Source organism: Flagellimonas sp. (assembly GCF_965215805.1).
In the GTDB taxonomy this organism is placed as follows: domain Bacteria; phylum Bacteroidota; class Bacteroidia; order Flavobacteriales; family Flavobacteriaceae; genus Flagellimonas.
This window is the reverse complement of record NZ_OZ244124.1, coordinates 790,415-816,213: the sequence shown is the minus strand read 5'-3', so window position 1 is coordinate 816,213 and position 25,799 is coordinate 790,415. Positions and strand designations below refer to the sequence as shown.

General features: G+C 41.7%; 22 protein-coding genes. 16 read left to right on the top strand and 6 right to left on the bottom strand.

The genetic code is table 11. The features are described from left to right. Complete coding sequence (locus ACOOE0_RS03635; RefSeq protein WP_420401115.1) at window positions 1-1,323, bottom strand: M16 family metallopeptidase; 1,323 nt, start codon at window positions 1,321-1,323, stop codon at window positions 1-3. A 179-nt stretch (window positions 1,324-1,502) separates the two neighbouring features. On the opposite strand from ACOOE0_RS03635, the gene ACOOE0_RS03630 reads away from it, so the two are divergent. The 5 genes from ACOOE0_RS03630 to ACOOE0_RS03610 all read left to right on the top strand — a co-directional run bounded on the left by ACOOE0_RS03630 (window position 1,503) and on the right by ACOOE0_RS03610 (window position 6,976). Next, the gene (locus ACOOE0_RS03630) at window positions 1,503-1,949 is read left to right on the top strand and encodes a DUF4199 domain-containing protein (protein WP_420401114.1); all 447 of its coding nucleotides are present in this window, start codon (window positions 1,503-1,505) and stop codon (window positions 1,947-1,949) included. Between the two features lie 103 nt (window positions 1,950-2,052). Continuing rightward, entirely contained in the window at window positions 2,053-2,607 is a 555-nt protein-coding gene (gene rplU, locus ACOOE0_RS03625; RefSeq protein ID WP_420401113.1) for a 50S ribosomal protein L21, read from the top strand. 25 nt (window positions 2,608-2,632) lie between these two features. Next, on the top strand, window positions 2,633-2,893 hold the full coding sequence (rpmA, locus tag ACOOE0_RS03620) for a 50S ribosomal protein L27 (RefSeq protein ID WP_138837476.1): 261 nt from the start codon (window positions 2,633-2,635) through the stop codon (window positions 2,891-2,893). Between the two features lie 182 nt (window positions 2,894-3,075). Next, window positions 3,076-5,886 (top strand): TonB-dependent receptor, encoded by a 2,811-nt coding sequence (locus ACOOE0_RS03615; RefSeq protein WP_420401112.1) that lies wholly within the window; start codon window positions 3,076-3,078, stop codon window positions 5,884-5,886. Window positions 5,887-5,947: 61 nt separating this feature from the next. After that, window positions 5,948-6,976: a phytase gene (locus ACOOE0_RS03610; protein ID WP_420401111.1), complete on the top strand. Its 1,029-nt coding sequence runs from the start codon at window positions 5,948-5,950 to the stop codon at window positions 6,974-6,976. On the opposite strand, the gene ACOOE0_RS03605 is transcribed toward ACOOE0_RS03610, so the two are convergent. Then, window positions 6,973-8,085 (bottom strand): D-TA family PLP-dependent enzyme, encoded by a 1,113-nt coding sequence (locus tag ACOOE0_RS03605; protein ID WP_420401110.1) that lies wholly within the window; start codon window positions 8,083-8,085, stop codon window positions 6,973-6,975. The two genes, ACOOE0_RS03610 and ACOOE0_RS03605, sit on opposite strands and share 4 nt — an antisense overlap. Window positions 8,086-8,089: 4 nt before the next feature. Continuing rightward, window positions 8,090-8,587, bottom strand: a complete 498-nt coding sequence (locus tag ACOOE0_RS03600) for a DUF1569 domain-containing protein (protein ID WP_420401109.1) — start codon at window positions 8,585-8,587, stop codon at window positions 8,090-8,092. A 119-nt stretch (window positions 8,588-8,706) separates the two neighbouring features. Here ACOOE0_RS03600 and ACOOE0_RS03595 point away from each other — a divergent pair, with 119 nt between their 5' ends. Then, window positions 8,707-9,291, top strand: a complete 585-nt coding sequence (locus ACOOE0_RS03595) for a DUF3332 domain-containing protein (RefSeq protein ID WP_420401108.1) — start codon at window positions 8,707-8,709, stop codon at window positions 9,289-9,291. A gap of 44 nt (window positions 9,292-9,335) precedes the next feature. Here ACOOE0_RS03595 and ACOOE0_RS03590 read toward each other — a convergent pair whose 3' ends face one another. Beyond that, entirely contained in the window at window positions 9,336-11,717 is a 2,382-nt protein-coding gene (locus ACOOE0_RS03590) for a TonB-dependent receptor (RefSeq protein WP_420401107.1), read from the bottom strand. 252 nt (window positions 11,718-11,969) lie between these two features. Between ACOOE0_RS03590 and ACOOE0_RS03585 the strand changes: the two genes are divergently transcribed. The 3 genes from ACOOE0_RS03585 to ACOOE0_RS03575 all read left to right on the top strand — a co-directional run bounded on the left by ACOOE0_RS03585 (window position 11,970) and on the right by ACOOE0_RS03575 (window position 15,781). Beyond that, window positions 11,970-13,046, top strand: coding sequence for a sensor histidine kinase (locus ACOOE0_RS03585; protein WP_420401106.1), 1,077 nt, complete (start codon window positions 11,970-11,972; stop codon window positions 13,044-13,046). Between the two features lies 1 nt (window position 13,047). Continuing rightward, the gene (locus tag ACOOE0_RS03580) at window positions 13,048-13,803 is read left to right on the top strand and encodes a LytR/AlgR family response regulator transcription factor (RefSeq protein WP_420401105.1); all 756 of its coding nucleotides are present in this window, start codon (window positions 13,048-13,050) and stop codon (window positions 13,801-13,803) included. Between the two features lie 85 nt (window positions 13,804-13,888). Beyond that, the gene (locus ACOOE0_RS03575) at window positions 13,889-15,781 is read left to right on the top strand and encodes a peptidase M61 (protein ID WP_420401104.1); all 1,893 of its coding nucleotides are present in this window, start codon (window positions 13,889-13,891) and stop codon (window positions 15,779-15,781) included. Window positions 15,782-15,857: 76 nt separating this feature from the next. Here ACOOE0_RS03575 and ahcY read toward each other — a convergent pair whose 3' ends face one another. After that, window positions 15,858-17,174, bottom strand: a complete 1,317-nt coding sequence (gene ahcY / locus ACOOE0_RS03570) for an adenosylhomocysteinase (RefSeq protein WP_420401103.1) — start codon at window positions 17,172-17,174, stop codon at window positions 15,858-15,860. A 73-nt stretch (window positions 17,175-17,247) separates the two neighbouring features. Here ahcY and ACOOE0_RS03565 point away from each other — a divergent pair, with 73 nt between their 5' ends. From ACOOE0_RS03565 to ACOOE0_RS03535, 7 genes are all read left to right on the top strand, one after another. Beyond that, on the top strand, window positions 17,248-17,889 hold the full coding sequence (locus tag ACOOE0_RS03565; protein ID WP_420401102.1) for a 4'-phosphopantetheinyl transferase family protein: 642 nt from the start codon (window positions 17,248-17,250) through the stop codon (window positions 17,887-17,889). A gap of 45 nt (window positions 17,890-17,934) precedes the next feature. Beyond that, on the top strand, window positions 17,935-18,195 hold the full coding sequence (locus ACOOE0_RS03560; protein ID WP_420401101.1) for a YkoF family thiamine/hydroxymethylpyrimidine-binding protein: 261 nt from the start codon (window positions 17,935-17,937) through the stop codon (window positions 18,193-18,195). Then, window positions 18,179-18,817: a nicotinamide riboside transporter PnuC gene (gene pnuC, locus ACOOE0_RS03555; RefSeq protein WP_420401100.1), complete on the top strand. Its 639-nt coding sequence runs from the start codon at window positions 18,179-18,181 to the stop codon at window positions 18,815-18,817. Before ACOOE0_RS03560 ends, pnuC begins: the two co-directional genes overlap by 17 nt. Beyond that, window positions 18,772-19,338, top strand: coding sequence for an AAA family ATPase (locus ACOOE0_RS03550; RefSeq protein WP_420401099.1), 567 nt, complete (start codon window positions 18,772-18,774; stop codon window positions 19,336-19,338). The genes pnuC and ACOOE0_RS03550 overlap by 46 nt, the downstream gene beginning before the upstream one ends. Further along, window positions 19,335-20,873: a DUF4301 family protein gene (locus ACOOE0_RS03545; protein ID WP_420401098.1), complete on the top strand. Its 1,539-nt coding sequence runs from the start codon at window positions 19,335-19,337 to the stop codon at window positions 20,871-20,873. The genes ACOOE0_RS03550 and ACOOE0_RS03545 overlap by 4 nt, the downstream gene beginning before the upstream one ends. 663 nt (window positions 20,874-21,536) lie before the next feature. After that, the gene (locus tag ACOOE0_RS03540; protein ID WP_420401097.1) at window positions 21,537-21,842 is read left to right on the top strand and encodes a hypothetical protein; all 306 of its coding nucleotides are present in this window, start codon (window positions 21,537-21,539) and stop codon (window positions 21,840-21,842) included. 133 nt (window positions 21,843-21,975) lie between these two features. After that, entirely contained in the window at window positions 21,976-23,322 is a 1,347-nt protein-coding gene (locus ACOOE0_RS03535; protein WP_420401096.1) for a sigma-54-dependent transcriptional regulator, read from the top strand. Here the strand turns inward: ACOOE0_RS03535 and ACOOE0_RS03530 are convergent. Continuing rightward, complete coding sequence (locus ACOOE0_RS03530) at window positions 23,297-25,759, bottom strand: ATP-binding protein (RefSeq protein ID WP_420401095.1); 2,463 nt, start codon at window positions 25,757-25,759, stop codon at window positions 23,297-23,299. The two genes, ACOOE0_RS03535 and ACOOE0_RS03530, sit on opposite strands and share 26 nt — an antisense overlap. Window positions 25,760-25,799: the final 40 nt, after the last annotated feature.

The following is a 25,799-nucleotide window of genomic DNA, read 5'->3' as shown; positions in this document are numbered from 1 at the left end:
TTAATTGGCATCTTTTTGTTCTGGTAAATACTCTAACTCCACTCTTTGGTTCACCTTGAGGTACTTTTTGGCAACCTCCATAATTTCTTCCCTGGTTATGGAGCGGTAAATTTCAATTTCAGTATTGATCAAGTTGGTGTTGTCCCGCAGCATATAGTTTTCAGCCAACGAATTGGCTATTCCTGAAATACTGCTGTTAGCATTGACAAAATTGTTCTCAAACTTGTTCTGGAGTTTCTGATAATCTTTTTCGGAAATCAGCTCAGATTGGATTTTGAGAATTTCGGCATCAATCTCATTTTTAATGTCCTGAATGGAATTCTCCCCAACGGGCAATCCGCCTACCACATAGCAACTATAATCTTCGGCAACTATTGGTACAGAAAAAACCTGTAGCGCTATCTTCTTTTCATCCACCAATTTCTTATAAAGCTTGGAACTTTCCCCATCACTGAGATAGGTGGATATCATATCAATGACATAGGCATCACGTTCCGCCTGGCCTGGCGTCCTATAGGCCAACAATATGGCTGGAATTTGAATGTTGGGGTCGTAATAGTTTGCCTTTTTGGTATTTACGATAGGGTCTTCAACGACGGTATTTCTTGTAATTTCCGCTCCTCTTGGGATGGGGCCAAAATAATCCGAGATCATTTGTTTTGTTTTGGCGGTTTCAAAATCACCCGCTACAACCAAAACCGCATTGTTGGGCACATAATAGGTTTGGTTAAATCGCTTGAAATCGTCCAGCGTTGCACTGGCTATGTGATCTAATGAGCCAATGACTCCCCAGCGATATGGATGCTTGGTGTACAGGTTTTTAAGCAGTACTTCAAAGAAAGCCCCGTAAGGCGAATTGTCTACCCTTGTTCTCCGTTCCTCCTGCACCACTTCTTTCTGGGTGTCCACCCCAATCTGACCTATAATGGGATGCATCAATCGTTCGGATTCCAACCAAAGCCCCGTTTCCAAACTGTTGGAGGGAAAGGTTTCGTAATAATAGGTTCGATCTAGAAAGGTGTTGGCATTGCCACTACCTCCATTGGATGCCACGATTTTATCCCATTCCCCTCTTTCTATGTTTTTGGTTCCTTCAAACAATAAGTGCTCAAAGAAATGAGCAAACCCGGTTTTCTCTGGGTCTTCATCCTTGGAACCCACATGGTACATTACCGCGGTAGTTACCACGGGAGCTGAATTATCTTGATGTAAGATTACATGTAGCCCATTGTCCAGGTCATATTCCTCAAAAGAAACTTGTTGGGCTACCATTAAGTTTCCTGCAGTGAATAGGAACAATGCCAATACAATATGTTGTTTCATATCAAATAGTACGTTTAGGTATATAAAAATGATTAGTGCGGAATTTATGATTGATGTTACGTTAAATATAGAATAAAGTTATCAGAAGATCGGGACTCCCAAAGGCTCTTTTAAAAAGAAATTGTGGGATAAGTCGTCAACATTCAGTAAATTAAGGATCCACCCGAAAATTTGGTAAAATGAAAAATCTCACCCTCCCCATCCGGTTTGGCATCGTAACCAGCGCCTGTTTGATGGCGTATTTTCTCATTTTGGCACTCATGGGAAAGCATACCAATGTATTCTTTAGCCTTTTTAATGGGGTTATTACAGGATTCGGCATCTATGAGACCATCAAATACACCAAAATGCGGGAAGGGAAGGCGTTTACCTATGGTAAAGGATTTACGGCGGGCGTTACAACGGGTTTTATCGCCACCTTGCTGTTTACCATTTTCTTTGCTTTTTATTCCACAGAATTGAGCAGTACTTTTCTAAGTGATCTTTCGGAGGTTTGGTCCAAGGATTACAGCAATTTTGAGGGAATAGTGTTCTTCACTGTGGCTATTATGGGCTTTGCAACAACCTTGGTTCTTACCTTATCGTTTATGCAGTTGTTCAAAACCTCCAACAATCTTAAAAAATAAATGGGGAATTGCCCCAAGATTACTTGTAGATTAAGGATTTAGCAGTATATTTGCACCCGCTAATTTTAGCAACGCGAAAGTAAAATAATCTAATTAACGCATTATGTACGCAATTGTAGAGATGGCAGGGCAGCAATTTAAAGTTGCAAAAGACCAGAAAGTGTACGTTCACCGTTTGCAGACCGAGGAAGGTAAAAAAGTGACTTTTGATAAAGTTCTTCTTTTGGATGACGGAGGTAACGTAACTGTTGGCGCCCCAGTCATAGAAGGTGCGGCTGTTGAAGCCAAAGTAGTTAAGCACCTAAAAGGAGACAAGGTAATAGTCTTTAAAAAGAAAAGACGTAAAGGATACCGTGTTAAAAATGGACACAGACAGTCCTTGACCGAAATTGTGGTGGAAGGTATTGTGGCCAAGGGAGCCAAGAAAGCTGCCCCAGCTAAAGCAAAAGCTGAAAAGCCAGCCGCTGAGCCCAAAAAGGCGGCTGCAAAAGCAGAAGCTCCAAAGAAAGCCGCTCCAAAAAAGGAAACTGCCAAAAAACCAGCTGAGGATTTGAGCTCCAAAACGGTGGCAGAGTTGAAAGAAATGGCCAAGGCAAAAGGAATTGCAGGTATTTCTTCCATGAAAAAAGCGGATTTGATAGAAGCGCTTAACAAATAAGATAAAGAACTAAAATTTATATATCATGGCACATAAGAAAGGTGTAGGTAGTTCAAAAAACGGTAGAGAATCAGAATCGAAACGCCTTGGCGTAAAGATTTTTGGTGGACAGGCCGCTGTTGCCGGTAACATCATTGTTAGACAACGTGGTACCAAGCACAATCCTGGTGAAAACGTATACGCCAGTAAAGACCATACCCTACATGCCAAAGTAGATGGTATTGTTAAGTTTCAGAAAAAAGCAGGTGGAAAATCATTTGTTTCCATAGAGCCTTTTGAAGCATAACACTTTAGGTAATAAAATGTACAAACCCTCACTTTTTAGTGGGGGTTTTTTGTTAGCCCAGTGTTAAGCCAATTTAAAATGCTTCCCTACAAGCGCTAAACATTACGTATTCTTAAAAATTAGCTAACTGCCTTTTCCAGCTATATCCAATTTCTTTGTGGTCTGAATCAACCACTTAGAAAATGAAGAAGTATTTACAGATTTTTACCCTGATTTTTATTCCCCTATCCTTTTATGCCCAAACAGGAAATATCCAAGGAAACATTTCCGATGATAATGGGATTTATGTACCTGGAGCCAATGTACTCATTTCAGACTTGGGCAAGGGAGCCATTACAGATTTTGATGGCAAATTTACCTTGGTAAATGTGCCCGAGGGAACCCACAACTTGCAAATTTCGTATTTGGGTTATGCCCCTATTCAACAAGAAGTGAACGTGGTAGCTGGTGAAACTACCGTAGTAAGCCTGATCATGAACCCGAGCAATGTTGAATTGCAGGAAGTACAAGTGACCGCCTACGGATTAAGCGGCCAAGCCAAGGCATTAAATACCCAAAAAACCAACTTGAACATCACCAATGTGGTCTCCACAGATCAAATTGGAAAGTTCCCGGATGCCAACATTGGAGATGCAGTCAAACGAATTCCTGGAATCACCATGCAGGTGGACCAAGGAGAGGCCAGAAACGTCATCGTCCGCGGATTGGCTCCCCAGTTAAATTCCGTAACATTAAACGGTAGCCGAATTCCATCTGCCGAAGGTGACAACCGAAATGTACAGATGGATCTGATTCCTTCGGATATGATCCAAACCATTGAGGTGAATAAAGCCGTGACTCCTGATATGGATGGTGATGCCCTTGGAGGATCGGTCAATTTGATTACCCGTTCGTCCCCGCAGAGTTTCAGATTGTCTGCAACCTTAGGGTCAGGGGTTAGCCTGATCAATGATGAACCTATATATAATGGTAGTTTTTTGTTGGGTGACCGTTCCAAAAACAAAAAATTTGGTTGGATGGTCGCTGCCTCCTATAACAATGTTGATTTTGGTTCCGACAATGTGGAGGCGGAATGGGTCAATGAGGCCGAAAGCCCCCTGACAGAGGAAGATATTGATGTGAATCCTTTTGTGGAGGAATCGGATATCAGAACCTATTTGGTGCAACGTATCCGCAGAAGTTTTTCCGCCAATGTGGATTATGCATTTGATGCCAACAACACCGTTTTCATCAAAACCATGTACAATTGGAGGGATGATCGCGAAAATAGATTTCGCTTACGTTTTAGAAGCATTGAGCCGGTTTTTGCGGATGGAACCGAAAACATTGTGGGTTATGAAGGTGAAATCCGAAGACAGACCAAAGGGGGAATTCCTGGAGGTAGAATCAAAAACACGCGTTTGGAAGATCAGCGTATGCAGAACTATAGCGTGGGAGGTAACCATTTGTTCGGTAGTCTAAAAATGGATTGGATGGGATCTTTTGCCAAAGCATCCGAAGAACGCCCCAACGAAAGATATGCCGAATATGAAATTGGCGATGCCATTGGAATCAACGCAGATTTGGACAATCCTAGATATCCGTCTTTTAGGCCCTCCAACTCGGCGGACGCTACCTTGGCCAATTTTGAATTGAAAGAATTTACCGAAGAAAACCAGTTTACGGAAGAAGAAGATGTTAACGCATTCTTGAACTTTGAATTGCCCTTGGACATTTTTGGAGCTGGGGATGGAACACTGAAGTTTGGCGGAAGATATAAGTCCAAAAATAAGGTACGGGACAATGATTTTACAGAAGCTGAACCCATCAGTGGGTTTGAAAGCTTGGCCGATGTGGAAACGAGGGACTATTCCAAATCCGATTTCTTGGCAGGAAGCCAATATGCTGCTGGCAATTTCGTTTCCCCGGAATTTTTGGGCGACCTAAATTTTTCGGATAATACACTATTTGACACCACTGCGGTTCAGGACGAGTTTTTGGCCGGAAATTATGATGTGGATGAAAAAGTTTACGCTGGTTATGTGATGACCAACCAAAAATTGTCAGATAAGTTGTCCATGTTAGCAGGTCTTCGTGTGGAAAACACCAAAATCAACAGTTTGGGCAATGAGGTTATTTTTGATGATGAGGGCGATTTTGACAGCTTTAACCAGATTAGGGATGAAAGTTCCTATACCAACTTCTTGCCAGGTGTGCACTTCAAATACAATCCAGGCAACAACACCGTATTGCGTTTTGCGTGGACCAATACCATTGCAAGACCCAACTATGTGGATTTGGTACCCTTCCGTAATGTGATCAACGAGGATGAGGAAGTAGAGACCGGAAATGCCGAGTTGGATCCCACAACCTCCATGAACTTTGATTTGGTGGCTGAACACTACTTTGAGTCAGTGGGGATTATATCTGGAGGGATATTTTACAAAGACATCAAAGATTTTATCTATGTCTCCCTTTCTGAGGATACGGCCACAGGATTTGATCTCTTTCAACCTTTGAATGGGGATAGTGCTTCCATCTTTGGGGCCGAAATCGCTTTCCAGAGACAATTGGATTTCTTGCCAGGTTTTGCCAAAAACTTTAGCATCTATCTTAATTATACCTTGTTGACCTCTTCAACTGATGGTATTCGAAATGGAGATGAGATTCGTGAGGATATTGACCTGCCAGGAACGGCACCCAACATGTTCAACGGATCTTTGGGATATGCCGATAAAAAATTCAGTATTCGTTTGTCCACCAACTTCTCGGATGCTTATATAGATGAACTGGGAGGCAATTCATTTGAGGATAGATACTACGATAAACAGTTCTTTGTGGACTTGAACGCTTCATTTACCATTAACAAAAACCTGCGACTGTATGCAGATTTGAACAATCTTACCAATCAGCCATTGCGATATTATCAAGGTGTTGAAAACCGTACGCAACAGGTGGAGTTTTATGAAAAACGATTGACGTTTGGATTGAAATATGACTTGTTCAAAAAATAACCTACCAAAGTAAATGTCTTTAAGGCCGCCCTTTGGGCGGCTTTTGTCTTAATTTGTTTCTATGAAGTTCAATATTCTTTCAATTCTCTCCATCCTAACTTTTGTGGCCTGTTCCACCAAAAGCACCCTACCACCTCTGAAACCTGATGTGATTACAGAAACCACCATCAATGATACGGATGACCCGGCCATTTGGGTAAATCCCCAAGATGCTTCCAAGAGCATTGTTTTTGGAACAGACAAAGAAACCAATGGAGGTATTTATGCCTTTGATTTGGATGGGAAGATCATCAAGGATAAATCCATTTTGAATATTCAAAGGCCCAATAATGTTGACGTGGAATATGGTTTAAAACTCAACGACTCCACTTTGGTTGACATTTTGGCTTTTACCGAAAGGGAAAAACAGCAGATAAGGGTGTTCTCGGTTCCTGATATGACCCCATTGGATGGAGGAGGTTTTCCCGTTTTCGAGGATGCCAACACTTTTGATGAAAAACTGCCCATGGGCATAAGCCTGTATAAATCTCCAGTGGATTCTACTGTGTATGCCGTGGTGGGAAGAAAAACAGGCCCAAGCGATGGATACCTCTATCAATATGCATTGGAGGCTACCAATGGCAGTGTTAAAGCAAGCTTGGCCCGTAAGTTTGGCAAGTTCAGTGGACAAAAAGAGATTGAGGCCATAGCTGTGGATGATGAGCTTGGATACATTTATTATTCGGACGAAGGGGTTTGTATCAGAAAGTACCATGCGGAACCCAACAAGGGAAATGAGGAATTATCCTGTTTTGGCGGGCAACTTTTCTTGGAGGATATTGAAGGTATTGCGATAGCAAAATATCCGAATGGCCAGGGATACCTGATCGTCTCCAACCAGCAGTTAGGAGAGTTCAATATTTTTTCCAGAAAAGACAATTCGTTTGTAAAGGCAGTCAACTTGACCACCCTGGAAACTGATGGTTGCGATGTGGTTACGGTTCCTTTAAACGAGAACTTTCCCAAAGGATTATTTGTGTCCATGAACGATGAACGCAACTTTTACTATCACGATTTATCCCGATTTTTGGAAATCTCTGAAAAAGATTAAAACTGGAGCTTTCGCTTCCGAGCGCTAATTTCCCAAGAGTCTACTTTTTGTCCACCATCAATAACCGAGACCTCGTCATGAAGGTTGATGGTTGGACAAATGTGGTAGGGCACCCCGTAAAGCACATCCCCTATTTGAAATTGATCCCAATCAGAAACCTTGATCACGCCATGCTCCTCACTTTGTGAAAGCAGTTGATAATCAGACAGATTAAGGAATTTTATACGCTTGTCAATGGGATTTTCAGGAGCTACGGATTTATGTCCCATATCCACCGTGATGATTCCCTCGGTAGGTTTGGAAATAATTCGGGTAACCACAAGAGCAGCATATTTGAACTCCTGTTCTTGAAGTTTTTCAGAATAGCCAAGATCCCACAGTACACAGGTTCCCGGACTGGTAATTCTACTTTTGTCCAGAAGATGGGAGGTGAAGGAGGGAGTGCCTCCGCAAATCATTTTAAGCTTGGGATTTTCTTGCTTCATGGTTTCAAAATAATGGGAAACTTCTTCCAGTCCTGTTTCAATTTTTTGGTTTCGTCGATTAAAATCAACATCTCTTAAATGCCCATCGTACACATGTAAGCCCATAAAATGAAGAGAAGCGCAAGCTGAAATAAACGCAGCCAATTCCAACAAATCTTGACCAGCCTCTATTCCAGAACGATTCATGCCGTTGTTTACATCAATGTATACATGGGCGCTTATCCCTTTTTTGGTGGCTTCCTCGTTCAAGATTTTAGCAGTTTCAATGGAGTCCAGGATAGTGGAGAACCTCGCATTGGGGAAATGGAGACTCAAGTCCAAAAAACGGTTCACTTTGGGTCCCACCAATTGATGTGCGATCAAAACGGACTTCGCCCCGACTTCAGCCGCAATTTCCGCTTCGGAAATGGTGGAGGCCTTAAAATTGGATATGTTGGATGCCAGCAGCATTTTCATCACTTCCGGCATTTTATTCGTTTTGATATGCGGCATAAGCCTGTCCGTTTGGCCATCTACCAAAGAGACCATATGACCAATGTTGAACAGTAAATGTTGTTTGTATAAAGCAATGGAGGGGGAATCCACCGTGTTGACATTTGTTATTTCGAACCAACGTTCATTCATGTGCTTAACTTGTTTTCTTTGAATTTTTAACGATGTCCCTGACAATTTTTAAATGATGTCGGGTATGGATTTTTAGAAACCGAATACTTTGTTTTTTATTGATAACGCTGAAATAGGGATGCTCAAAATGGGCATTTTCATCCAACCCCTGGATGGTTATTAAGCCTGCTTTGGCAGCGTCAATTTGAAGATGGAGATCCTCGGTCAGAATAACATCCGGAGGTCTTACCACCCTAGGGGATTTGGCTACCCCTCTAGGGAAATCGCCCCAAGCGTAGATGACTGTCCTGGTAAAATTAAAATTGGATTTGTATTCCTCGGGCTTTGAAGCCTCCAAAGATTTGCAGATCACAATAACCGTTTTTAGCATATGGTCCAAATGCCAAGCAACATCCACTTTGGATACTTTGGGATTTATGGCATCCCTTTGTGAAATGTAAGATGCTATTTTGGAAAATTCCGGATCTAAAAAAGACAAGTGCGACTTTTTATCTGTAGCCAAAAGGGCAAATTAAACAATGTCATAAAGCTAGGAAATTCCTTCAAGCTAAATGGAAACTGTAATCCTTTTGGAGCAAATCTTTTGTAGATTTAGAAACGTTAACTATAAAATTTTTTATCATGAAGAAAGTCATTAGTTGTTTAATGTTGTCGTGTGCCATTTTGTTTTCTAGTTGTTTGGGCTCTTTCAGGGCCTTCAATAATTTGAAAGATTGGAACCAGGGCCTAACCGATAGCAAGTTTCTGGATAACCTCATTTTCTGGGGGTTGAACATTGTACCTGTGTATGGGTTGTTTTTCTTGGGGGACGCTCTTATTTTCAATGTTATTGAGTTCTGGTCGGGATCCAATCCCATTGCTATGAAAGATGGAGAGTCGGAGACCCAAATGGTGGAACACGATGGAAATACCTTTAAAATGGTAGCCACCAAAAATAGGATTCAGGTTACGGTTGTGGAAGGGCCTAAAAAAGGCAAGAAAATTGATTTGGTGTACAAACCTGATGAAAAATCTTGGAATGCCATTAGACCCAATGGTGAGGTGATTAAATTGTCCTCGTTTGAGGAAGGGTTCTACATTGTGTACATGCCAGATGGCACCCAGGTCAAGATAAATCCGTTGGATTCAAGGGAAGAGGGCTTGGCAATTTTGAAAGAGAACAAGCTCTGTTATTATTCCGAGGGAATGTTGGCAGAAGCCAACTAAGAATGATAAAAGAACCCCATGGTTTACCATGGGGTTTTTCAACACTAAAACTGAAAACGATAACCAAAATCCGGGAAGAAACCTATTTGGTCCTCTCGATCAATATTGTTGGTTAGTCTGTTGTATCTTCTGGAAAAGATGTTGTTTTTGTTGGTGACGTTCTGCATGTCCACATAAAACTGGTGCGACTGCTTTTTACTTTTGCTGTTTATCTTAAGCCCCAGCTTTATATCCCACCTAAAATAGCTGTCGTATTGTTGACTGTAGGCCAAATCATCAAATAATACCTCATAACCCATATTCCTGGAGGCTTCCAGATCTATTGGGGTATAATATCTTCCTCCTGAATAGGTAATTCGGGTATCTGCAAAGAATTTGTTCTTTTTGGATTTACCAACAGCCCATTCCTTACCCCCCAGCAAATTCACAACCTGCCCATTGTTGAAAGGAGAGTTACGTTCTATACCATCACTACCGGTGTATTTACTTTGGTAGAACGAGGAGGTCAGTAGCACATAGTAATCCTGACTAAAGAACTTTTCCAAAGTCAGCTCAACACCCTGGTTGAATGCAGTTCCGTTGTTGACCAGGTCAATTGCATCTGTACTAAATCCAAAATCGGCCCCCTCGGTCAGGGTGGAGTAGCTGGAGGCAAATCGGTCCACAGGAACGTTGTCAATGTCTTGATAATAAGCTTCCAGTTTGGCGCGCCATTTATCCCCTAATTTTACATCATATCCAAAGACGTAATGTGCACTTCTCACAAATTCCAAATCCCTGTTGGATTGTACTGGGGTACCATTGATCTCTTCATTCAAAAACAAAATAGGCGTTGGATTGTTTTGGGAATGCAAGCCATAGCCCAAACTGAATCGGTGCTTGTCATTGGCCTCAAAACTAAGTCCGGCCCTTGGTTCCATTACAAATTGCTTGTTCAGGTCACTGTATAGTCCATGCACGCCAGCATTCAAGGTAAGTTTCTTGGACAGTCGAAATTGACCTTGGGCAAAAGGTTGATATAAGGCCAGGCTTTCATCCATTTCTATCAAGGTTACCAAATCGGAAAAGCCATCTCCATCCAAATCAGCTTGCTCCTCACGATCTTGATTGCTGTAATCCAAAGCAAGGTTTTCGTATTGGAGTCCAGTTCTGAAGGTTATCTTATTATTGATTTTGGAGTTGAAAAGTGTGGAAAATGTAAGCCGATTTTCCTTTTCGTCATCCTTGGTGTACAGTAGAAGGGTTTCTTGTGGGGTGTCCTTCTCAAAATAACGGTCGGCAGTATACTTGCTGGAAGAAGTGGAAAGCCCAGCTACGGTTCTCAAATAGGATTTTTTCCCAAAGGGGATGGTGTGTTTAACTCCGATGACCCCAAAACTTGATTCCACATAGGCATCCTCGTCTTCTGCTGCAAATAGGTCGTCCGCTTCAATATTATCACCCAAAAATTCAATATCCGAAGTTCCTCCAATACCAAACAGGGATAAACTTCCCAATTTGCCTTTTCCAAAGTTCAGATTGAAGGAGAAATCCCCATAATTTGGGTTAGCGGAGGTACCCGCCCCGGCTGATCCGATCAAACCGACAAGCGAATACCTTCCTGCAACCAAAAAAGAACCTTTATCGCCCAAAGGGCCCTCAGCCGTGGCTTCCACCCCGGAAAATGCACCTACCTGGGCCGCAAACTCATAGTCGTCCGTATTCCCGTTTCGCAAGCCAATGTCAAAAACCCCACCTATGGCATTGCCATATTCCGCAGGGAATGCTGAAGTAATAAAATCCGAATTTTTGAGCATATTGGGATTCAAGGCAGATACTGGACCGCCAGTTGTTCCCGCGGAAGAATAGTGATTGGGATTGGGAACTGGAATCCCTTCAATACGCCAAAGGAGTCCAGTTGGGGAATTTCCACGGATAATGATATCGTTTCTACTGTCATCTGGTGCAGAGACCCCGGCAAAATTTGCGGCCAATCTACCAATATCTCCCCGTCCACCAGAAAAACGACCCACCTCCTCAATGCCAAATTGTCTGGCAGATACTGTGGCCATTTTGTTTTTGGGCTTGTCCAAGTTGGAGTTTGAGGTCACCACCACTTCGGTCAGGGTGTTGAAACTCTCAGTTAGGGTAATGTTCAACTGTACATCCTTGCCTGTAGTCACTTCAATATTGGGCACATAGGAATTCTCGTAGCCTAAATAACTTATTCGGATGCTTTGCCTGCCAATGGGAACATCCTTTAGGGTAAATCGACCGTCAAAATCGGTAATTACGCCTGTAGCAACATCCACATTGAGAAGCTCTATGGTGGCCCCTTCCAATGGGTTTTCGGATTGTTTGTCCAAAACAACTCCTTTAATAACTCCTGTTTGGGCAAATGCCAAGGAAGAGATCATCAGCGCTAGGGCCAAAATGGTTTTTTTCATGATGGGTTTATTTTTTTTGTTTCTCCGAAAGTCTTGGAATCCTTTGGATTGTCTGGTGGCAGAATGGGTGAATTGCTTATTTGCTTCCTGAACTGATATTCTGTCCCTTAAGGCTTATTGGAAAGGTTTGGACCCCCATTTGGTCAAATAAGTCTGGTTCCTGACAATTCAATGGGATTATTGACGGTTCAATGGGTTGATTTCGAAGCGAAGCCCCTTGCATGCGTATCTTTACACCAATATGAATTTACATTGAAGAAAAAGGCGATATATAAAATTCTGTTTCGGTTGTTGGTGATCAATGTGGTCTTTTTTCTGGTAAAGACAACCATGGAGCATGATGATGATACAGTTGGGGGATTGTTCAATCCCACGAGTATTTTCTATTATGTAACTGCATTTTTCCTTTTCATGTTTACTTGGGAGACCAATGATTGGCTCCTCAGAAAACAACGCTTGAAAGGCGGGCTTGATTTTAGAAGTAGTTTGATCATCATTGGAAAAAACATGGCATTGTTGGCCCCGGTAACTGCCTTGATTTATTATTTAGGCTTGTTTGTCTTTAGGGAGCGTTGGGGGATTATTTGTGATGACCCTCCGCCAGTAGAGTTTGTTACGGATTTCTTCAGGGCCACTTTACTGGGCTTGACCGTGATTTTCTTTAATATGTTCCATTTTTCCATGACCCAAAGGGAAGAGCTTGCCAAACAGATGGAAGACCTGAAGCGGGAAATGCTGGCCTCAAAATACAGTTCGTTGAAGAACCAGATAAGCCCCCATTTTCTGTTCAACAGCTTAAATACACTTACCTCTTTGATGTATGAAGATCGGGACTTGGCTTCGGACTTTGTAACCCGATTGGCATCTAGCTATCGCTATATTTTGGATAATCGGGAACAAGATCTGGTAAGCTTAAAAAAAGAGTTGGGCTTTTTGGATGCCTTTGTCTTTATGATGAACGTAAGACATCGGGATGCTGTGGTCATTAAATCGGAAATTCAAAAGTCATCTGAGCAATTTCTTATACCCACCTTATCGGTCCAAATGCTGGTGGAAAATGCACTGAAGCATAACTACTATAGTAAGGAGAAACCTTTGGAAATCCAGATTTCAACTATTGGTAATGATGCCTTGACGGTTAGGAATAACCTTAGAAAAAGAAAGCTAAAGGAAGAAACCACCCAATTGGGATTGAAAAACATTAAAAAGCGATATTCTTACTATACCAATAAACAGGTTTTGGTTCGAGAGGAGGTTGATTTCTTTGAAGTGATCATTCCCTTGTTGGATAAGGAAGTTACCGACATGAATTTGATAGCTATATCTTAATATGAAGGCAGTAATCGTAGAAGACGAGGAATTTGCAGCCAAAAGATTGACTAAATTGGTGGGAGAGCTGGCCCCTGAGATTGAAATCTTGGCCAACATCAACTCTGTGGAAACTGGAACCCAATGGTTTAAATCGAACACACTTCCCGACCTGGTCTTTTTGGACATTCAGCTCAACGACGGCTACGGATTTGATATTTTGGATGGTATGGATGACCATCCGCCCGTAATTTTTACTACCGCCTACAATGAGTTTGCCATCCGTGGCTTTAAATACAATGGGGTGGATTATTTGCTTAAGCCCATTGTTAAGTCCGACTTGAAAACGGCCTTGGAGAAGTTCAAAAAAAATGTGACCCAAAATGGTCGAGGCTCCACGGAGAATCTGGAACATCTTAAGCAATTGTTCCACAAGGAGTACAAACATCGGTTTATGGTCAAGGTGGGCAATCAGTTTAGGTCATTCAATGTGGAGGATATTGCCTTTTTCAAATCACATGAAGGGATGATATGTTTGTATACCCACGCAGGACAGAGTTATCCAATTGAATACACCATAGACCAATTGGAAAACATATTGAATCCCATTCATTTTTTTAGGATTAATCGCAAATTTATGGTCTCCGTTAAGGCAGTGGTCGAAATCCATAGTTACTTTAACAGTCGCTTGCTGCTAAAGCTTCTTCCAAAGGAAGAAGAGCAGGTAATTGTATCCAGGGAACGAACCACCAACTTTAAAAAGTGGTTGGATATGTAACGAATCTTGCTTTCTGGTTACCAATCATCATCAGAGCGCTTTTCTAACTATATTCGCTTATCATTAATCTTAAAAACGTAAAAGGATGAAAAGGTTTCTTACACTGATGATTTTGTCAGGACTGGCCATGTCTTGCAAAACTAAGAACATATCAAATGATTTAGCAACCCAAAACCCCATCACGGCCCAATTGGATTTGGTGAACCTAGAGAACGATAAAGTTCAGGTTACCATTGATCCAGGAAGGTTTGTGAGTGATACAGTGGTCTACAGATTGCCAAGAGTGGTTCAAGGAACCTATGCGATCTCCGATTTTGGAAAATATATTGAGGGACTGAAAGGGATGGACTATGATGGCAATGAAGTGGCAGGAACAAAACAAGACACGAATACCTGGGTGTTCCCCAATGCTCAAAATCTTGACAAAATAACTTATTGGGTCAATGACACTTTTGATCAAGAAATTGAAGGAGGCATAGGAGCTGAGGTGCCATTTTCACCTTCTGGAACTAATATTGAGCCGAAACAGGTAATGCTCAACCTTCATGGCTTTGTGGGTTATTTTGATTCCCTTAAAAACAACGCCTACCAAATTGGAATAACCGCTCCCGATACGTTTAACTATACCTCGCCATTACAGGAAATCAGCACCTCCAAAAGTGAGGATGGCAAGACTGCAACCTCTGTTTTTTATGCCAATCGCTATTTTGAGGTGACGGACAATCCCATGATGTATGGTGAAACTGAAGTGGAAGAATTTATGGTGGGAGACATCAAAATTGTACTAAGCGTTTTCTCACCTAATGGAGTGCATACTGCCAAAGAGATAAAGGAAACGGTCCATAAAATGATGTTGGCCCAGAAAGAATATTTGGGAGATTTGGACAGTACCCCCCGTTATGATGTTCTACTGTACCTCTCCGATACTGAAAAAGAAGATTCGCCAAAAGGATTTGGAGCTTTGGAACACCATACCTCAACCGTGGTTGTGCTTCCTGAAAATATGCAACCAGAGGCTTTGGCAGAGTCCATGATAGATGTTGTGGCACACGAGTTTTTCCATATCGTCACTCCTTTGTCTGTACATTCTGAGGATGTGCATTACTTTGATTACAACGAACCTACTTTTAGCAAGCATTTATGGCTTTATGAAGGGGTAACCGAATATTTTGCGCAGCATTTCCAGGTGTATGAAGGTTTAATTGACGAGCCTGAGTACTTTTCCAGAACGACCCAAAAAATAAATGGCTCCCGATCCAATTATGATGATTCCATGAGTTTTACCCAAATGAGTGAGAACATATTGGAAAGCCCGTACAAAGAAAACTATGCCAATGTGTATCTAAAAGGAGCACTTATAGGGATGTGTGTTGATATTTTAATGCGGGAAAACAGCAATGGTCAACGAAGTCTTCGTTCCCTTATGGCAGAACTATCCGCAAAATATGGAAAAAACAGGCCTTTTGTAGACGATAACTTGGTCGCTGAAATTACGGCAATGACATACCCTGCAGTTGGAGAATTCTTGACCACTCATGTGAAGGGGACAACGCCCATTGATTATGATACATTCTTTGAGAAAGTTGGACTACACTTTGGAGAAGCTAAGGTTGAGACCAACTATATTCAAAATGCAGGAAACTTGATTGTTGGTGCCGACCGTGAAAAGGGTGGAATCAAGTTTAATGATTTAGTGACCAACAACAGTTTCTGGACCGAAAATGGGGCACAACCCAATGATTTGTTCAAATCAATCAATGGTACCGAGGTGAATTTGGCCAATGCGAACCAAGTTTTTGGCGAGGTGTTTTCGTGGAAACCCGGTAAAGAAATAGAAGTGGTGCTATTGCGTGAAGGAGAGGAAGTTTTGATCAGTACAACCACCACACCCTCTTATACCAAAGCCAAAACATTGTTGGAAAATCCGGAAGCAACCGCATCCCAAAAAGAATTGAGGAATGCTTGGTTAAAGGGATAGGAACAATTAACAAGATAAAAAAGGCCCCAACATCTGTTGGGGCCTTTTATTTTTTTAACTATAGCTTAAAAAAGGTCTAGTATCTATAATAATCCGGTTTATATGGGCCTTGTACCGTAACACCGATGTACTCAGCTTGATCTTCCCTAAGTTCGGTAAGCTCCGCTCCCAATCTTGAAAGGTGCAGCTTGGCCACTTTTTCATCCAAGTGCTTTGGCAACATATATACCTCATTGCCATATTTGTCACTATGTTTCCACAACTCAATTTGGGCTAGGGTCTGGTTGGTAAACGAATTGCTCATCACAAAACTTGGATGTCCAGTTGCACATCCCAAGTTGACCAATCTTCCCTCTGCCAAAACAATGACATCCTTGCCGTCAATGGTATACTTATCCACTTGGGGCTTGATCTCATCTTTGGTATTGCCGTAGGCACCGTTCAACCAGGCCATATCGATCTCGTTGTCAAAGTGTCCAATGTTGCACACAATGGCCTTATCCTTCAGCGCACGGAAATGCTCTTCACGGATGATGTCCTTGTTTCCTGTGGTGGTAATCACAACATCGGCATTACCTACAACAGTTTCCAATTTCTTCACCTCGTATCCGTCCATACAAGCTTGTAGGGCACAGATGGGGTCAATTTCCGTAACGGTAACAATGGCTCCGGCACCTCTAAAAGAGGCCGCAGTTCCTTTACCTACATCACCATAACCGGCAACAACCACCCGTTTCCCCGCCAACATGGTATCCGTGGCTCTTCGGATAGCATCCACAGCGCTTTCACGGCAACCATATTTATTATCAAATTTTGACTTGGTCACAGAATCGTTCACATTGATAGCTGGCATGGGAAGGGTTCCATTCTTGACCCGGTCGTACAAGCGATGTACTCCAGTTGTAGTTTCTTCAGAAAGACCCTTTACTCCAGCAGCCAATTCCGGATATTGATCCAAAACCATATTGGTCAAATCCCCACCATCATCCAAGATCATGTTCAAGGGTTGTCTGTCCTCACCAAAAAACAAGGTTTGCTCTATACACCAGTCAAACTCTTCTTCGTTCATGCCTTTCCAAGCGTAAACAGGAATTCCGGCAGCTGCAATGGCTGCGGCTGCGTGATCCTGGGTCGAGAAAATATTACAGGAGCTCCAGGTCACATCGGCACCCAATTCAACCAAGGTCTCTATCAAAACAGCAGTTTGGATGGTCATGTGCAGGCATCCTGCTATGCGGGCACCTTTTAATGGTTGCTCATCCTTGTATTCTTCACGCAACGCCATAAGACCGGGCATTTCCGCCTCTGCAAGTTCAATTTCTTTTCGCCCCCAATCCGCAAGCGAAATGTCTTTTACCTTAAAGGGTACATAGGGAATTGTCTTTGTGCTCATCTTTTATTTTAATTAACTTTATGTAGCTTAGCTCTAACAGTCAGCAAAGATACGAATCACCTAACTAATAGTCGTGCCATTATACAAAACCATACCTATTTCGCCAACTACATCTGTATATGTTTGGAAGGTCACCGAACCGGAAGATGAACTTTCCAAAGGCATAGAACTTACCCCACATTGCCAAAAAAGGATAGAAGGGATGAAGTCAGAGCTTCATCGCAAGGCTTTTTGGAGTATCAGGCATTTAATGGCAGAAGCGGGATATGTGGACAACGACATGTTCTACGACGATTTTGGAAAGCCTCACCTACACGATGGAAACCATATTTCCATTACGCATTCCCGTAATTTTACAGGCATTATCCTAAGCAAAACGGATGAGGTGGGTATCGATATTGAAATGCAACGGGAAAAGATTCTTAGGATAGCCCATAAATTTACACCCCTGGAAGAATACCGCACCTTGGCCAATACCGAGGCCATTATTAGAAAACTGACCATTGTTTGGGGTGCCAAGGAATCCCTGTACAAGATTTATGCAGAACAGGGGCTTAGCTTTCTTAGGCATATAGATGTGATGGATTTTGCCTTTGATGACAAACGCACGGTAGCCAAAATTGCTTACAAGGGTAAAAAATCCCACTATGGAATCGAGTTTTTGGAGTTTGAAGGTTTCACTTGTGTATTTGCACACAAAATGATGGGTAACTGATAGGGTCTTTTTACTAGCTTTGCTGCTTAAAATTCTGCATTACCCATGAAGATTTCCGTTGAACTCACCTTGACTCCACTTCAGGACAATTTTGAACCTCCAATCATAGCATTTATCAAAAAGCTAAGGGCATCTGGCCTGCAGGTTCTTGAAAACCCATTGAGCACTCAAGTATATGGGGAATATGACGAAGTGATGGGCTTGCTTCAATCCGAAATAAAGCAAAGTTTTGAGGAATTGGAACATGTGGTACTGACCATGAAGCTTGTAAAATCTGACCGAAGCGGGTATGAGCCACATTTTTGATTGGATTTTTTCGCAATACCAAGGCGTTCCAACGCATATAGTTGTATTGGAACTGATCAGCGTTGTCTTTGCTTTGCTCAGTGTTTGGTATTCCAAACGGGAAAATATCCTGGTCTATCCTACTGGAATTGTTGGAACTGGAATTGCAGCATACATTTTGTTTTTTTATGGTTTGCTGGGTGATATGCTCATTAACACCTACTATTTTATTATGAGTATCGTAGGGTGGTATCTGTGGACTCGAAAAGTAGATGAAACCCATTTTATTCCCGTTTCCAAGACTACAAAAAACGAGAAAAAATGGTCAGTACTGTTGTTTGTGGGAACCTTGATTTTTGTCTCCATTGTTTATACGGCAGCAGACAAGTTCAATGTGTGGACGGCCTATGTTGATACCGTAACAACAGCCATTTTCTTTGTTGGGATGTGGTTAATGGCCAAAAAAAAACTGGAGAACTGGGTATATTGGATTATAGGTGATGTGATTACTGTACCTCTGTATTGGTATAAGGGACTAATTTTTAGTTCCCTGCTTTATTTTTTGCTAACCATAATTGCCATCTATGGCTATAAGGCATGGAAGAAAAACTTGGGCAAGAGCCCTCAGACCTTGTTAAAGTAGTGCTTTTTGGACCCGAGTCCACTGGCAAGACTACACTTTCCCAGCAGCTCGCAAGGCAGTACAATACCGTATGGGTTCCAGAGTATGCCCGCGAATATTTACAGAACAAATGGAACAACGAGCGCAAAACTTGCGAACCAAAAGATTTGTTGCCCATTGCAGAAGGGCAGATAAGACTGGAGAACGAATTGACCAAAAAGGCATCTGATGTCCTTATTTGTGATACGGATTTATTGGAGACCAAGGTGTACTCAGAAGCTTACTATTTGGGCTACTGTGATCCGGTTCTGGAAAAGTATGCCTTGGAAAACACTTATGATCTGTATTTTCTAACCTATATTGACACCCCTTGGGAAGCGGATGATTTGCGGGATAAACCCAATGAGCGGGAGCGAATGTTCGCATATTTCCATGATACCTTGAAAAAATATAATCGGAATTTCGTTATCTTGAAAGGAGATAAGAAAACAAGGCTGAAAGCCGCAGTCCAACACATTGATAAACTTCTCCAAAAAGCATGATCAACCTGAACCAAAAAGACCTGGAACAGCTTCAAAAAAAAGGTGTTTCCCAAGAAAAAGTCAATAACCAAATCGCTACGTTCAAGGCAGGAATCCCATTTGTGAACTTGCTAAAAGCTGCTGTTGTTTCCGATGGGATATTGCAATTTAGCGAAGCGGAGCAAGCTGAGCATATTGCCTATTTTGAAGGCGCAAGGGGAGACCTTGAGCTTTTGAAGTTTGTACCTGCTTCCGGGGCCGCGTCCAGAATGTTCAAGGCCACCTTTAATTTTTTGGATGCCTTTGACCCATCCAAAGAATCCTTAGAGTCCTATCTGGCTAGTACAGGGGATGAGGCCATGAAAAAGTTTGTTGAAGCAATGGAAGCCTTTCCGTTCTATAAGATTATCATGGATAGAATTCAGGGTAAAGCAACATCCAAAGATGAGGAAGCCCATCTGTTTGTCAAGGAAATGTTGATGGCCGATGGCTTAAACTATGGATTTTATCCGAAGGGATTGCTCCCTTTTCACCTATATGGGGGAGTTGGTGCAACTCCTTTTGAAGAACACTTAAAAGAAGCTGCCTTGTATGCCAAAACAGCTGGCAAAGCTAATTTGCACTTTACCATTTCTGAACAACACGATGCGATGTTCAAAGCGGAGCATGCCTCGGCAGGACCAAGGGTGTCCAAAAATACAGATACGGAATTCAATGTTTCGTATTCCAATCAAAAACCTTCTACCGACACCATTGCCGTAGACATGGAGAACATGCCGTTCAAAAACAGCGATGGCTCCATTTTATTTAGGCCTGGGGGTCATGGGGCGTTGATTGAGAATTTAAATGATCAAGATGCCGATATCATCTTTATAAAAAACATTGACAACGTGGTCATAGATCAAAATCTGGAAGCTGTCTCCAATAGCAAAAAGATGCTGGCTGGAGTTTTGAAAAGGGTGCAGGATAAGGCCTTTGGATATGCCAAACAACTTGATGAGGGAAGTGTTTCCGATGCAGAAAAGGAGGAAATAAAGTCCTTTTTGGAGCAAGAGCTCAACGTTCGTTTTGAAGAAAGCTACAATGGCTTGGATTCCCAAGGGCAATTGGAAACGCTTAAAAATAGAATTAACAGACCTATCCGAGTATGTGGAATGGTCAAAAACGAAGGAGAACCCGGTGGGGGTCCGTTTTGGATCAAGGATGACCAGGGCAAAGTATCACTTCAAATCATAGAATCGGCCCAAATAGATATGGCCAATAGTGAACAAGCTTCCATTTTGAAGAATTCAACCCACTTTAACCCCGTTGATTTGGTGTGCGGAGTCCGCAATTATAAGGGAGAAAAGTTCAATCTACTTGAATTTGTGGATGAAAAGCAAGGATTTATTACGGAAAAGACCAAAGAAGGGAAAGACCTAAAAGCCCTGGAACTACCAGGTCTTTGGAATGGCGCCATGGCGTTTTGGAACACGCTTTTCGCTGAGGTGCCCCTAGTGACCTTCAATCCTGTAAAAACGGTGAATGACCTTTTAAAGCCAACGCATCAAGTTTAATACCTTCTGGACTAATAAGATAAAGCCCCTTTTTTGGGGCTTTTTTTGTGACCCGATGTGACCTATCAAAAAAAATAGTGTCTTATAAGTGCAAGGGTATAATGAGAGCATGCTGCTCTCTGGAAAATATAAAGTACCACTAAGCTTGGACGCTTAGTTTTTTGGTTGGTTGATTTGGTTAAAAGGTCGTACTATGTACGACCTTTTTTTGTGACCTATTTGAAAAATAGGTGTCCCATATATCAGAAACACTGAAAATGCTATTTACCATAGTTCTGACATTGAGCATTTTGTCATTTCTCATAGCCCTCATCTTGGTGGTACCTTTTTTGAGAAGGGAATACAGGGCAAAAAAATTAAAAGAAAAAGGATAATGCTATGCAAACACTAACCATGCGTTGTCCATAACGCCAGCGATCATATCTCTTTGTAGTATGGGGCGGTGATACGTTGGCACTTCTAAGGCTGCTTCGGCAGCCTTTTTTTGTGTAAAAAGTAACCAATTTGGGAGTTGGGATATACATAATTACACACTTCTTCTACAAGCTGAAATCCAATAAACAACTGATAATCAGCATTTATGATGAGTAGTGGATTAGAATAAGCGTGATGGCATCAATTTTTCAATGGGTAAAGCACGTATAATTTAAAAAATAGAATACCATGAAAAATTTGATTTTAACCACTGTTTTGTCCTTTGTTGGTCTATCGGCTTTTGCCCAAGATGTAGCTATCAACGAGGTTGAAAGCGTTGCAACGGAGATTGCCCTAACCCAAGACTTTCAAGAAATTGATGTTGCCGACCTCCCGGCCGCGGTTATAACGGCTGTGAAAAAAGATTATCCAACTGCAACCATTAACAAGGCGTATAAAAACGAATCTAATCAGTTCAAATTGGAACTATCCTTAAAGGATGGGGCCTCCGGAACTGTCTATGCAGATGCCGATGGCAATTGGATAGAGCTATAGGCCGGGTTTGATTAACGTGTTAGGTTAGTTTGGTTAGTTAGGGGCCTGCAATTGCAGGTCTCTTTTTTGTGATTTTTTTACCAAAGTTTCAACATCTTAAAGTACTTCGGTATCGTATATCAGATACTGAGATATGCCCAAAATCTTAATCATTGAAGATGACACTGCATTTAGCCAAATGCTACAAAAGTTTTTGGCCAGACATCATTTTGATGTTACCCCAAGCTCCAATTTAAAGAAGGCGAAGACCCTTCTGGATCAAGAAAATTTTGACCTTATCCTTTCCGATGTTAGACTTCCGGAAGGGGACGGGGTTTCCTTTTTGTCCGAAATAAAAGGGAGACATCCACAGACACAGGTAATTTTGATGACCAATTTCGCAGAAGTAAAATCTGCGGTTAAGGCTATTAAAAAAGGGGCGTTCGATTATTTAGCCAAACCATTTACTCCTGATCGGATGTTGGAAGTAGTTCAGAAAGCATTAGCTGCCAATCATGTAAAGGATAAGGCTTCAATTTCATTGAAAAGACATGACGAAGACGTATTGAGGTATGACGCAATGCACCTTATGGGCCAAAGCGAGGCTTCATTGAAATTGCAACAGTACATTTCCTTGGTAGCCCCTACAAATATGTCGGTTTTGCTTATCGGGGAAAGCGGCACGGGCAAGGAAGTAACTGCTAGGACGATTCATAAATCCAGTGCCAGGGAAGGTAAAAATTTTATAGCTGTAGACTGTGGTGCTATACCCAAGGAATTGGCATCCAGTGAGTTTTTCGGACATGTAAAGGGCAGCTTTACAGGGGCCATCGAAGATAAAGTTGGTTTTTTTGAAGCGGCCAATGGAGGAACCCTTTTTTTGGATGAAATTGGCAATTTGTCCTATCAGAGTCAAATTCAATTGCTACGGGCAATTCAGGAGCGCAAAATTAAGCGGGTGGGCAGTACCAAAGAAATTCAAATTGACGTACGGATTCTGGCTGCAACCAACAAGGATTTGACCGAAGCGGTAAGCCAAGGAAGTTTCAGGGAAGATTTGTTGCATAGGTTAAATGAGTTTACGCTGGCCATACCTTCTTTGCATAATCGTGCCGAGGACTTGTTCTTATTTGCCAACTTCTTTTTGAAGCTTGCCAATACGGAACTTGGAAAAAAAATTGAGGGTTTTTCAGAGACGGCGAGGCAAAGGATGATCCAATACCATTGGCCAGGGAATCTTCGGGAACTTAAAAATATGGTCAAGCGTTCGGTGCTGTTCACTCAAGAGGGATTAATCCAGGAAAGTGCTTTGCCACAAACTTTGTTTTCCACTGATTTGCAAAGGAAAGAGGAGAATTTCTCCAAACAAGAATATGAGAAGGATTTGATCCTTCGAGTATTGAAAAAAACCAATTTCAATAAAAGCGAGGCGGCCAAACTTCTTAAAATGACTCGCAAAACATTGTATAATAAAATTAAACGGTATCAGCTGAAAGTGTGACCAAATAGGCTTGCATTTGTTTTTTCACAGGCAAGAAATCCGTTTTCAAAGCGGTTATGACTTCCTGCAATTCCACCACAGAATAACGAGATTCTGCCCGTTCCAGTGCTTCCAATCTTGGAAGCATGGAATAAATTTCCAGTTGATGGAACATGGGAAGCATTTTATGGACAATATTTTCAATGGATTTGAAATCCTTCTTTAAGGAGGCATTATTTAAATGTTCAAGGTTTTTATGGGTCTCTTCCAAAAATGTTGTAAGCACTTCATGCAATGCTTTGGCATCATCAACAAAAGAGTTGATTCCATGTGTACTAAATAGATTCTTAGAGCTGGCCTGGTCTCTTGTAGGTGTACCTAAATCTTGCAAATTGGAGTTGGAAAATTGGAATAGGACTTCCAATAACTGATGATTGGAAAATGGTTTTCGCAATACTTTGTTAAACCCAGCTGTTTTAAATTGTTTGTGGTCCAGATTCCTACGCCCTGTCATGGCGATAATGGGTTGACCGTTATAGCTCTTGATATGGCCATCCATGAGGGCTTTTACTATTGAAAATCCGTCATGCTCGGGCATCTCAATGTCAGTCAAGATATGGGTGTACCCAACTGGAGAAGCCATGCTAAATGCATTAAATGAAGAAAACGTAGTGCATTCAATTTTGTGAATTTTACAGATTTCCGAAATAAGGGACAAAAGCGTTACATCGTCGTCAATTACCACTAATCGAATGGTTTCTTCATTTTGAAGTTTTGGTGCTTTTTTGTTCGGCTTATTTTTTTCATGACTTGGTTTCCAAGGTAGCTTAAGCGTAAAAATGCTGCCTTTGTTTACTTCACTTTTAACTGTTAATGTGCCGCCCATAAGAAGGGCCAATTTCTGGGAGATGGTCAAACCAAGACCATACCCGCCATGATAATGTTCCTGATTGGTATCTGCTTGAACAAATTCCTCAAAAATAGAAATCAGTTGGTCTTTACCAATTCCAATCCCAGTATCGATTACCTGAATTTTCAAATAGCTATTCTCCTTTTCAATGGCTAAAAATGCTTTAACAGACACATGGCCCTCGTGCGTAAATTTAAGGGCATTGGCTATGAGGTTTGTCAGTATTTGACGAATTCGAAAGGAATCCCCAAGCAAGGGTTTTGATGTTGATTCATCCAATTCCAATAACAAAGGCAAATTGTTATAAGTTTCAAGACCTTTAAATCCCTGGATTACTTCCCTCATGAGATCAGCGGGAATAAAAGGTTTGTTTTCAATCTCTACTTTTCCGGCCTCCAGTTTGGAAAAATCCAACAGGTCGTTGGTGAGATGTTCCACATAATCGGAAGCTGATTTTAATTGTTTGATGTAGTCCTGCGGCAATGGGTTTTCCGATTCTTGTTGCAATAGTTCCGTATAGCCTTTAATGGTAGTCAATGGCGATCGTAGATCGTGGCTTACAGTGGAAATAAGTTGTTCCCTGCTCCTTAGCAAGGATTCTGACCATTTTTTTTCTTTTTCCAGTTGTTCACGGTACAATTGGACTTTCCAGTAATCATTGGCAGTCAAGAATGTAAAAAGTAAGATCGTAAACAGACCTAACAGGCCCACAACCCAAGCCCATTGGGTACTTCGTCTTAACATTCGCTGTCTTCCCAGGTTCTCCTTTTGGGCATCCTGGAATATATCCTGTTCAAAGGACGCAATGATCTCTCTAAGTTTTCTAGAAAGTTCTAGATCATTCTTATGGATTTGGAGCTCTTTGTGAAACAATGAACGTTCAATTTTTGAATGTTCCTTCTTGGCGTTGTGCAGTATGGTTTTGGAAAAATCGAGAATGGAATCCACATTGGATTTTTCGGTCGCTTCTAATCTGGTTCGTGGAATGTTTCGGTTGAGAATGGCAACATAGTCCTTAATTGAATTTTGCGTAGCTGAGGGAAGTTGATGAAAATTGGGAACCAACTGTTCTGGGGTAATTCTGCCCAGATCCATTTCCAATCGGCCCAATGCTATAAGCAAGGAGTCAATGGGTGCTTGATCGTTTTCCTGTTGCTTTAGTTTCCGCAGTTCAGCATTGTTGTAGACTTTTTGTTGAAGCAGGTCTTGGACACTGTCCAGTTTTTTAATTTGAAGATCTTTCTGAATCAACCCCTTAAGACCCTCCAAAATCATCAGAATGGAATCTACTTTTTTTGCATAAGTAAGAAATGTGCTCCTTTTCTTGTCCTGGAGAGCCAGTTTGGATAAGTTCTCCGCATCATAAAGAGCGGTTAGCAGTTGATTTGTGTGCAATAATTTATCATCACCGACTTCCTTCGGTTGTGAATCTAAATAGGGTTTAAACTCGGAATAGATAAAAAAGGCACCTAACACGATCAAACTGCCCAGTATAATATAACCAGATAAGAGCTTTAATGTGAATCTATTTTTGGACTTTGGGGACATTCCATGGCATTACCTTATTATATACGGAAAATTGGGTTGC